Origin of the sequence: Rhodobacter capsulatus (genome assembly GCF_005144475.1) — a bacterium.
Taxonomy (GTDB): domain Bacteria; phylum Pseudomonadota; class Alphaproteobacteria; order Rhodobacterales; family Rhodobacteraceae; genus Rhodobacter; species Rhodobacter capsulatus_C.
The window spans coordinates 65512-73697 of record NZ_SWJZ01000025.1 but is presented as its reverse complement, the minus strand read 5'-3'; the positions used below and the strand labels follow the sequence as shown (position 1 = coordinate 73697).

The following is an 8186-nucleotide window of genomic DNA, read 5'->3' as shown; positions in this document are numbered from 1 at the left end:
GGGGCGGAGGGTCGGATCGGGTTCGGTCATGCGGTGCTTTCAGACAAGGGTGGGGGCGCTGCCCCCACACCCCCGGGATATTTAAGGCAAGATGAAAAGGCTAGTCCTTTGGGGCGAGGAGGCGCAGGGCGGCGCGGATCAGTTTTGCCGTGTCGGTGGCCTCGGGGTTTTCGCTGGCCTTGGCAACGGCGGTGGCGGCGTCCGAGGGGGAATAGCCGAGGTTGGTCAGGGCCGAGAGCGCCTCGGCGGTGAAGTTCACCTGCCTTGTGGCGGCCGGGGCGGGGCGTTTGACCGGCTGTGGCGCGGTCTCGATCACCTCGTCCGAGGGGGCGGTGTCGACCGTCAGCGTGCCGCCCATCGCCATCACCGTCGGCGCCTTGTCCTTCAGCTCCATCACCACGCGCTGCGCCAGTTTCGGGCCGACGCCGGGGGCGGCCTTGATCGCGTTCCAGTCCCCAAGAGCGAGCGCGCGGGAGACGCCATCCGGCCCCAGCGTGCCAAGGATCGCCAGCGCGGCTTTCGCGCCGATCCCCTGCACCGAGGTCAGCAGCCGGTGCCATTCCTTTTCGATCAGCGTCGGGAAGCCGAAGAGCTGCAACAGGTCCTCGCGCACCAGAAGCTCGGTGTAAAGCGCGCAGGCCTCGCCCACCGGGGGCAGGTTGGCGGCGGTGCGGGAGGAGACATGGACGATGTAGCCGACGCCGCGGACGTCGATCAGCACATGGTCCATGGCGCGGTGCAAGATCACCCCGGCGATGCGTCCGATCATGCGCCTGTCCTCCGGATCCGGGCTTGCCCCGCGGTGATCTCCAAGGCGCCGCGGCCCAGCATCGCCGCCGAGGCCCGCCGCGCCGATTGCAGGTGATGCGCGTGACAGATCGCGATCGCCAGCGCATCCGCCGCATCGGGGCCGTCAAAGACGACGCCCGGCAGCTGGTGGCGGACCATGTGCTGCACCTGCGCCTTGTCGGCGTGACCCACCCCCACCACGGCCTTTTTCACCGCATTGGGCGCATATTCCCCGATCTCGAGCCCGGCCTGCGCGGGCACCAGCAGCGCAATCCCCCGCGCCTGACCCAGCTTCAGCGTCGCCACGGCGTCCTTGTTGACGAAGGTCTGTTCCACCGCCGCGGCCTCGGGGCGATGCGTCGTGATCACCGCGGTCAGGCCCGCATGCAGCACGACAAGGCGTTTCGCCAGATCCGTTCCCTCGGAATGGATGATTCCATTCGCGACATGGCGCAAGCGGGGGCCATCGACCTCGATCACCCCCCAGCCGAGGTTGCGTAACCCCGGATCGATCCCGATCACCCGCATGTGACTGCCCTTTTGCCTGTGGCATTTTTTCCGCATTTAGCACAAAAGCAGAACATCGGAAAGCGCAAAGCGGCGCGGCGCAGGCGGCGCCCGGCGGCGAAGACGACGCAGAACCGGCGAAAGCGACGTTTGGCAGCAGAATGCGTCAGTCAAAATGACGGGGCTGCCCGGCAAAATGCCAAAGCCCCGCGCGGGGCCGCCAAGCACGCGAAAAGCCATGCATTTGCTGCATGGCGGGGCTGACCGGGGGGCGCTTGTTTTCGCAAGCTGCCTTGATTAACTGCCCAATCAACAAAGAGACGCCCAACAAATCGGCAGAATACAAAGGAACCGCATCATGTCCGCCCTCGACACCCTCGCCCTTTCCGCCCGCCAAGGCCGGGCCGGGATGTTTGCCCGCCTGATCGACGCGATGACGCTGTGGAACGACGCCCGGCTGACGCGGCGGGCGCTTGCGCGGCTGAGCGACCGGGAACTCAATGATATCGGCCTGACGCGCCACGATATCGACGGCATCGGCCGCTGAGCCCACGCGATCACGCAAGGCCGCGCAGCCCCCTGCGCGGCCTTTTGCATGCGGTGAAATCCGGCTTAAAACAGCAGGGCGCGCAGCTGCGCCGCGATGAATTTCGTCGGCGCATCGGCGTGCAGCACCCAGGCGCCCACCTGTTCGACCGGCGAGCCCTGGCTCAGAACCTCGACCCGGCGGGCATAGGTTTCCGGGCCGACCTGCGCCAGGATCGCGCCCTTGAACAGCAGCATCCCCAAAAGCACCATCGCCACGGCCCGCCAGGGGAAGCGGCGGCGCTCTTTCGGGCGGTGGCTGTCGAAATAGGCGCGGCCAAGCGCGCCGGTCGCCTCGAAAGCCCCGCCAGCGGCGTGAATCCGGTCGATCCGCGCAAGGCGGTCTTCGAAATCCGCATTGATCGAACGACGCATGACGGGCTCCACTCAAAACCGGTCGCGGGCAACATGCCTAACGACTGATTAACAGTTATGCCCGAATTTCGCCGCCCCGGCGAGATGGCTTTCGGCGGATCAGTTCCGCTGCAGAACCAATGTCGTCCAATCGCCGTAATTGTCGCGCGAAACGAGACGGAAGCCCTGCGCCTGATAGGCGTCGATCACCTCGTCGCCCTGCTCGATCAGGATCCCGGACAGGATGACACGGCCCGATTCGGCGCAAAACCGCCCCATGTCGGGGGCCAGCGTGATCAGCGGGCCTTTCAGGATATTGGCAAAAACAAGGTCGAAAGGCGCGGCGGCCTGCAGCTCGGGATGGGCGAAACCGGCCGCCTGCAGGCAGATCACCCGGCCCGCGAGATCATTGCCGGTGACATTCGCCGCGGCGGTTTCCACCGCGATCGGGTCGATGTCCGAGGCCAGCACCGTCTCGGGCCAGAGCTTCGCGGCGGCCATCCCCAGAACGGCGGTGCCGCAGCCGATGTCGACGGTCTTGCGCGGATGGATCCCGTCGTTTGCCAGCCGGTCGAGCGCGGTCAGGCAGCCAAGCGTGGTGCCGTGATGGCCGGTGCCGAAGGCCATGGCGGCATCGATGACCAGCGGGATCGACCCTTCGGGCACCTTGTCGGCATCATGGCTGCCGTGCACGAAGAAGCGCCCGGCGACGACCGGGGCCAGTTCGCGTTTCACATGCGCCACCCAGTCGGTTTCCGGCAGTTCCGAAATGACGAAGCCCGTCGCCCCATAGGCCGCGGCGAGCAGATCGAGCACGATGTCATCGGGGCGGTCGAGGAAATAGGCGCCGACCTCGAAATTGCCCGAGCCGTCCTCGATCTCGAAGACGCCGACGCCATAGGGGCCGGGGTCCAGATCTTCCAGCCGCTCGGCCAGATCGTCGGCAAGCTCGCGCTCGGGCAGGACGGCAAAGGCGGTGAAGGTGGTCATGGGCGGGCTCCGTTGGTTTTGCCCCCAATGGCGCGAAAGCGGCGGGCGGTCAATCGAAAGCGGGGCTAAAGGAAGCTTTGCGGGTCGATGTCGATGGCAAGGCGGACGGAATTGGGCTGTTTCACCCCGCGCAGCCAGGCCTTGATCGCCTGTTGCAGCGGCGCGGTCTTGTCGGCGCGGATCAGAAGTCGCACGCGGTGGCGGCCGCGGATCCGGGCGATGGGGGCGGGGGCGGGGCCGTAAAGCTGTGCGCCGATCCGGCGCAGGGGCCCGTCATGCTGCGCCAGATCGGTGCCATAGGCGAAAAGCGGCTCGATCTCGGCGCCTGACAGGATGATCCCCGCCATCCGGCCATAGGGCGGCACATTCGCCGCCCGGCGCCCCTCGGCCTCGGCCTTCCAGAACGCCTCCTCGTCGCCGCCCAGAATGGCGCGGATCACCGGATGTTCGGGCTGATAGGTCTGGAGCAGCGCCAGCCCGGGTTTTTCCGCCCGGCCCGCCCGGCCCGCCACCTGCCGCATCAGCTGAAAGGTGCGTTCCGCCGCGCGCAGGTCGGAGCCCTGAAGGCCCAGATCGGCATCGATCACACCGACCAGCGTCAGCAGCGGAAAATTGTGCCCCTTGGCGACGATCTGTGTGCCGATGAGGATGTCGGCGCCGCCTTGGGCGATATTTGCCACCGCTTCCTTCAGCGCCCGGGCCGAGCCGAACAGGTCCGAGGACAGCACCGCCACCCGCGCCGTGGGGAAGCGTTCCGCCACTTCCTCGGCCAGCCGCTCCACCCCCGGGCCGACGGGGGCCAGCTTGCCCTCGACACCGCAGGCGGGGCAGGTAGTGGGAATGGGTTTCGTCTCGCCGCATTGATGGCAGACAAGGCGCTTCAGGAACCGGTGCTCGACCATCCGCGCGTCGCAATGATCGCAGCCGATCTGCTGCCCGCAGGCGCGGCAGAGCGTGACCGGCGCATAGCCGCGTCGGTTCAGGAACAGCATCGCCTGTTCCCCGCGCGAGAGCGTGGCAACGACCGCACCGACCAGGCTGGGGGAGATCCAGTGCACGGGTTCAATGCGTTCCTCGCGCATGTCGATCGTCCGCATCTCGGGCAGTTCCGAGGCGCCGAAGCGGGCGGCCAGATCGATCCGGCGGTATTTCCCCGAAGCGGCATTCACCCAGCTTTCAAGGCTGGGCGTCGCCGAAGCCAGCACCACCTGCGCGCCCACCAGCGAGGCGCGCAGCACGGCCATGTCACGGGCGTTGTAAAGCGCGCCCTCCTCCTGCTTGTAGGAAGTGTCGTGTTCCTCGTCGACGACGATCAGCCCCAGATCCTGAAACGGCAGGAACAGCGCCGAACGGGCGCCGACGACCATCTGCGCCCCGCCCGTCGCCACCATCCGCCACAGCCGGCGCCGCTCGGCCTCGGTCACGCCGGAATGCCATTCGCCGGGGCGGGCGCCGAACCGCGCCTCGACGCGCGAGAGAAACTCCGAGGTCAGCGCGATTTCCGGCAGCAGCACCAAAGCCTGCCGCCCGCGGCGCAGACACTCGGCCACGGCTTCCAGATAGACCTCGGTCTTGCCCGAGCCGGTGACGCCCTTGAGCAACGTCACGCCGAAACCGTCGCCCTTCAGCCCGGCGGCGGCGGTGGCCTGATCTTCCGAAAGCACCTTGCCCGGCAGGGTGAAATCGAGCTTCGGCAGCGGCAGATCCCGCGGCTGCTCGGTCTCCTCGATCGCGCCGAGCTTCACCAGCCCCTTCACCACCTGCGGCGTGACGCCAGCCAGTTGCGCCAGTTCGCTCAGGTAAAACCCGGCGCCGCCGTGATCGCGCAGCACGGCGAGCACCTTTTCCCGCGCCTCCGTCAGCTTGCCCGGCGCGGTGGCACCGAGCCGATAGATCCGCCGCGCGCCCGGCGGATCGAACAGCCCCGGTGTGCGCGTGGCAAGCCGCAGCACCGCGGGCAGGGAGGTCATCGTGTAAGTCCCCATGCGGATCAGGAACTCCTGCAATTCCGCCCGCATCGGCGGCACGTCCAGCACCCGCGACACCGAGCGCAGCTTGCCCGCCTCGAACCGCCCGTCACCCGCGCCCCAGACGACCCCGACAACCCGGCGCGGCCCGAGCGGCACCTCGACGAAGGCGCCGGGAAAACAGCCGCCCTCGGGGGCGAGATAGTCCAAAGGCTTGCCGATCGGCTCGGCGGTCAGCACCGAGACGCGCGCGCCTTCGGGAAAGAAGCCTTGCTCAGACATGCCCGGCCCCGCGCCCTGCAACGCCTCCGGCGGGCGTATTTGGACCAAGAAGAAACGGCGGGGTTTCTTCTTGGCCGAAATACGCGCGGGGGGAGAGGCCGTCAGGCCGAGGGGGGCGGCAAGCCCCCCCCTGCGCCCGATTCCGCTCTCGCCATTTCCGGCTGTTTGCGCTAAATCCCGGCCAGATCAAGCGCAGGAGGCCCCTCATGAAATTCTTCGTCGATACCGCGGATGTCGCGGCCATCAAGGAACTCAACGATCTCGGCATGGTCGATGGTGTCACCACCAACCCGTCGCTGATCCTGAAATCGGGCCGCGACATTCTCGAAGTGACGAAGGAAATCTGCGACATGGTTGCGGGTCCGGTCTCGGCCGAGGTGGTGGCGACCGAGGCGGGGGACATGATCGCCGAAGGGCTGAAACTGGCCAAGATCGCCTCCAACATCGCCATCAAGGTGCCGCTGACCTGGGCGGGCCTGACGGCTTGCAAGGCTTTCGCATCCGAAGGCCACATGGTCAACGTCACTCTGTGTTTCTCGGCGGCGCAGGCGATCCTGGCGGCCAAGGCCGGGGCGACTTTCATCAGCCCCTTCATCGGCCGTCTGGATGACATCAACCTTGATGGCGTGAGCCTGATCGAGGACATCCGCACCATCTATGACAATTACGGTTTCAAGACCGAGATTCTGGCCGCCTCGATCCGCTCGGTCAACCATATCACCGATGTCGCCCGGATCGGTGCCGATGTCATCACCGCGCCGCCCTCGGTGATCAAGGCGATGGCGAACCACCCGCTGACCGACAGGGGGCTGGAACAGTTCCTGAAAGATTGGGCGAAAACCGGCCAGTCGATCGTCTGAAATCCGTGATCCGAAGGCCCGGGCCCGTCGAATTCGGCGGGCCTCTTATTATTGTTAACAAATTTAACCTGCATTTAACCAGAATCTGTGTCAATTTAGGTGCAACCCGCTTACGAGAGGCTGGCATGACCGACACGGCTTTTGCACCTGAACTGCGCGAAAAGATCATCTCCGATCCCGACGTGATCCTTGAGGATCGCGATCTGATGCGGGCGCTGATCACCGCGAACGAACGCGCCATGGGCGCCAATATCGTCGACCTGCGCGGTGTGGCGATGGAGCGGCTGGAGCGCCGCCTTGACCGGCTCGAGGACACGCACCGTTCGGTGATTGCCGCGGCCTACGAGAATCTTTCGGGGACGAACCAGATCCACCGCGCCGTGCTGCGCATGCTGGATCCGGTGGATTTCGAGAGCTTCCTGAAGAGCCTCGGCACCGAAGTCGCCGAGATCCTGCGGGTGGACAGCGTCAAGCTGGTGCTGGAAACGCTGCAAGATGACAGCGATCCGGCGCTGCGCCGTCTGGGCGATGTTCTGTGCGTCGCCGAACCCGGCTTCATCCAGGAATACATGCGCGCCGGTCGTGGCGGGCAGGTGCGCCCGGTGGTGCTGCGCCAGACCCTGCCGCATTCCGAGGCGATCTATGGCGAGGCCGCAAGCTGGATCCGCTCCGAGGCGCTGATGCGTCTGGATCTGGGCGAGGGGCGTCTGCCCGGCATGCTGGTGATGGGCGCCGAAGACCCGCATCAATTCAAACCCTCGCAAGGCACCGACCTGCTGGCCTTCTTCGCAGGCGTGTTCGAGCGCGGCATGCGGCGCTGGCTGAACTGATGTCGGTGGGGGTCTCGCCCGCCGCACGGACGGCGATGGCCCTGTGGATCAGTCACTTGCGGGCGATCGACGGGGCGGCCAGTCACACGCTGACGGCCTACAGTTCCGACGTGGCCGGATTTCTGGCCTTCCTGCACCGGCATCGGGGCGAAAGCCTCGGTCTGGCGCAACTGGCCGGGCTTGGCCAATCCGACATGCGGGCCTGGATGGCGCATGAACGCACGCGCGGCCTTTCGGGCCGCTCGCTGGCGCGGGCGCTTTCGGCGGTGAAGAATTTCATCCGCTGGCTGGCGGCGCGCGAAGGCTTCGACGCCACCCATGTCCTGTCGGCCAAGGCGCCGAAATATCAGCGCAAGCTGCCCCGTCCGCTCAGCGTCGAGGCCGCGGCCGAGGTGCTGGAACAGGTCGAGGTGCAGGCGCAGGAGCCCTGGATCGCGGCGCGCGATTCGGCGGTGATGACGCTGATGTATGGCTGCGGGCTGCGGGTCTCCGAGGCTTTGGCGCTGAAGGGCTCGGATGCGCCGCTGCCCGAGGTGCTGCGGGTCCGCGGCAAGGGCGACAAGGAGCGGCTGGTGCCGGTGCTTCCGGCGGCGCGCAAGGCGGTGGCCGATTACCTGCGGCTCTGCCCCTTCCCGATGTCGCGCTATGAACCGCTGTTCCGCGGCGCCCGCGGCGGTCCGCTCAATCCGCGGCTGGTGGCGAAGTCGATGGAACGGGCGCGGCTGGGTCTCGGTCTGCCCGCGACGGCGACCCCGCATGCGCTGCGGCACAGTTTCGCGACGCATCTGCTGGCCGAAGGCGGCGATCTGCGCGCGATCCAGGAATTGCTGGGCCATGCGAGCCTTGCCACGACCCAGGTCTATACCGCCGTCGATCAGGCGCGACTCATGCAGGTCTATCAGGCGGCACACCCGCGCGCCTGAGCCGAAACCGCGCCATAAACCCTTCTAACCCGCTACAATCCAAGCGGTTTTAAGCCAAGGTTTAGGCCGAAAATAAGGTTTCGTTCATCCTCCGGGGGC

Annotated in this window: 9 protein-coding genes; 4 read left to right on the top strand and 5 right to left on the bottom strand. The window is 66.7% G+C overall.

Annotated features, from left to right (window positions below; translation table 11 throughout):
- Positions 1-100: 100 nt before the first annotated feature.
- A complete protein-coding gene (gene ruvA, locus FBT96_RS07960; protein WP_136905772.1) occupies positions 101-769 on the bottom strand; it encodes a Holliday junction branch migration protein RuvA in 669 nt (222 codons plus the stop codon).
- The gene (gene ruvC / locus FBT96_RS07955; RefSeq protein ID WP_136905771.1) at positions 766-1317 is read right to left on the bottom strand and encodes a crossover junction endodeoxyribonuclease RuvC; all 552 of its coding nucleotides are present in this window, start codon (positions 1315-1317) and stop codon (positions 766-768) included. Before ruvC ends, ruvA begins: the two co-directional genes overlap by 4 nt.
- Positions 1318-1654: 337 nt before the next feature.
- Here ruvC and FBT96_RS07950 point away from each other — a divergent pair, with 337 nt between their 5' ends.
- Entirely contained in the window at positions 1655-1843 is a 189-nt protein-coding gene (locus tag FBT96_RS07950) for a DUF1127 domain-containing protein (RefSeq protein WP_023923666.1), read from the top strand.
- 65 nt (positions 1844-1908) lie between these two features.
- Here FBT96_RS07950 and FBT96_RS07945 read toward each other — a convergent pair whose 3' ends face one another.
- The 3 genes from FBT96_RS07945 to FBT96_RS07935 form a co-directional block, all read right to left on the bottom strand.
- The gene (locus tag FBT96_RS07945) at positions 1909-2256 is read right to left on the bottom strand and encodes a hypothetical protein (RefSeq protein ID WP_136905770.1); all 348 of its coding nucleotides are present in this window, start codon (positions 2254-2256) and stop codon (positions 1909-1911) included.
- 99 nt (positions 2257-2355) lie between these two features.
- Entirely contained in the window at positions 2356-3225 is an 870-nt protein-coding gene (locus FBT96_RS07940) for a 50S ribosomal protein L11 methyltransferase (protein WP_136905769.1), read from the bottom strand.
- Positions 3226-3290: 65 nt separating this feature from the next.
- A complete protein-coding gene (locus tag FBT96_RS07935; protein ID WP_136905768.1) occupies positions 3291-5474 on the bottom strand; it encodes a primosomal protein N' in 2184 nt (727 codons plus the stop codon).
- 206 nt (positions 5475-5680) lie between these two features.
- On the opposite strand from FBT96_RS07935, the gene fsa reads away from it, so the two are divergent.
- The 3 genes from fsa (at position 5681) to FBT96_RS07920 (ending at position 8087) form a co-directional block, all read left to right on the top strand.
- Positions 5681-6334 (top strand): fructose-6-phosphate aldolase, encoded by a 654-nt coding sequence (gene fsa / locus FBT96_RS07930; protein ID WP_136905767.1) that lies wholly within the window; start codon positions 5681-5683, stop codon positions 6332-6334.
- A 125-nt stretch (positions 6335-6459) separates the two neighbouring features.
- Positions 6460-7164: a DUF484 family protein gene (locus FBT96_RS07925; RefSeq protein WP_136905766.1), complete on the top strand. Its 705-nt coding sequence runs from the start codon at positions 6460-6462 to the stop codon at positions 7162-7164.
- Positions 7164-8087: a tyrosine recombinase XerC gene (locus FBT96_RS07920; protein WP_136905765.1), complete on the top strand. Its 924-nt coding sequence runs from the start codon at positions 7164-7166 to the stop codon at positions 8085-8087. The genes FBT96_RS07925 and FBT96_RS07920 overlap by 1 nt, the downstream gene beginning before the upstream one ends.
- The last annotated feature ends 99 nt before the right edge of the window (positions 8088-8186 follow it).

What these genes read in the sequence shown, in the direction of transcription:
- ruvA (WP_136905772.1), bottom strand. Translation starts at nt 769, where the DNA reads ATGATCGGACGCATCGCCGGGGTGATCTTGCACCGCGCCATGGACCAT.
- ruvC (WP_136905771.1), bottom strand. Translation starts at nt 1,317, where the DNA reads ATGCGGGTGATCGGGATCGATCCGGGGTTACGCAACCTCGGCTGGGGG.
- FBT96_RS07950 (WP_023923666.1), top strand. Translation starts at nt 1,655, where the DNA reads ATGTCCGCCCTCGACACCCTCGCCCTTTCCGCCCGCCAAGGCCGGGCC.
- FBT96_RS07945 (WP_136905770.1), bottom strand. Translation starts at nt 2,256, where the DNA reads ATGCGTCGTTCGATCAATGCGGATTTCGAAGACCGCCTTGCGCGGATC.
- FBT96_RS07940 (WP_136905769.1), bottom strand. Translation starts at nt 3,225, where the DNA reads ATGACCACCTTCACCGCCTTTGCCGTCCTGCCCGAGCGCGAGCTTGCC.
- FBT96_RS07935 (WP_136905768.1), bottom strand. Translation starts at nt 5,474, where the DNA reads ATGTCTGAGCAAGGCTTCTTTCCCGAAGGCGCGCGCGTCTCGGTGCTG.
- fsa (WP_136905767.1), top strand. Translation starts at nt 5,681, where the DNA reads ATGAAATTCTTCGTCGATACCGCGGATGTCGCGGCCATCAAGGAACTC.
- FBT96_RS07925 (WP_136905766.1), top strand. Translation starts at nt 6,460, where the DNA reads ATGACCGACACGGCTTTTGCACCTGAACTGCGCGAAAAGATCATCTCC.
- FBT96_RS07920 (WP_136905765.1), top strand. Translation starts at nt 7,164, where the DNA reads ATGTCGGTGGGGGTCTCGCCCGCCGCACGGACGGCGATGGCCCTGTGG.